Source organism: Klebsiella sp. MS 92-3 (genome assembly GCF_000195655.1).
GTDB classification, from domain to species: Bacteria; Pseudomonadota; Gammaproteobacteria; order Enterobacterales; family Enterobacteriaceae; genus Klebsiella; species Klebsiella pneumoniae.
Genome location: NZ_GL882852.1, coordinates 47,091 through 48,274 on the forward strand (window position 1 = coordinate 47,091; position 1,184 = coordinate 48,274).

General features: G+C 60.7%; 1 CRISPR repeat array.

Annotated elements, in window-relative coordinates:
• Positions 1–59 precede the first annotated feature (59 nt).
• A CRISPR array of direct repeats spans positions 60–1,125; the repeat unit is 29 nt; unit sequence GTGTTCCCCGCGCCAGCGGGGATAAACCG.
• Positions 1,126–1,184 lie beyond the last annotated feature (59 nt).

Genomic DNA, 1,184 nt, shown 5'->3' on the forward strand with positions numbered 1-1,184 from the left:
GTTCCCCGCGCCAGCGGGGATAAACCGGTGCTCCTCTTCCAGATACTGGGCCAGGAGCTGTGTTCCCCGCGCCAGCGGGGATAAACCGTACAGGACGACAGCATCCTGGAACATTTCGACGTGTTCCCCGCGCCAGCGGGGATAAACCGCTCTGCGTGTGCGCCTCCGCTACGAGGTGACGGTGTTCCCCGCGCCAGCGGGGATAAACCGTGAATATTCATTTACTAAATTAGAGACAATTCGTGTTCCCCGCGCCAGCGGGGATAAACCGCGGATTAAACGTAAGGCCGCGCGCTGGCGTAAGTGTTCCCCGCGCCAGCGGGGATAAACCGGTGGTTTGTTACCGTGTTGTGTGGCAAAAAGCATGTTCCCCGCGCCAGCGGGGATAAACCGGAACGGAGGAATATAAGAACAAAAGCCCGCAGGTGTTCCCCGCGCCAGCGGGGATAAACCGTAAACCGCTGGCGTGGTCAGTTGCGTGGCGGTGTGTTCCCCGCGCCAGCGGGGATAAACCGGGCGCCGGCCTGATCACTATCGGGTAACGGTGGTGTTCCCCGCGCCAGCGGGGATAAACCGGGCCTGAACCAGAGCATGATCTACACCTGGAAGTGTTCCCCGCGCCAGCGGGGATAAACCGATTGGGTAGAGCAGGCGAACGGATGTCTTTTTGTGTTCCCCGCGCCAGCGGGGATAAACCGTTTTCACGGTCGAAGTTGTGCATGCTTTCTGCGTGTTCCCCGCGCCAGCGGGGATAAACCGTCGACGCCCCGGTGTGGGAAGACTTTGGCACCGTGTTCCCCGCGCCAGCGGGGATAAACCGCAGCGCATACGGGTTAAACCGGATCACCTCTTGTGTTCCCCGCGCCAGCGGGGATAAACCGACATAGCGCCCGATACGCAGCGCCAGCGGGTAGTGTTCCCCGCGCCAGCGGGGATAAACCGGATCGATCGTTATTGTTGAACCGCACTATGGTGTGTTCCCCGCGCCAGCGGGGATAAACCGCTTTTAATAATATCATCGGCAATGTCCTTATCGTGTTCCCCGCGCCAGCGGGGATAAACCGCGGGACCGGATCCGCGTGGGCGACCAGGATTAGTGTTCCCCGCGCCAGCGGGGATAAACCGCACCGATATTCAGTGCGCCAACGCCATAGCAAGTGTTCCCCGCGCCAGCGGGGATAAAC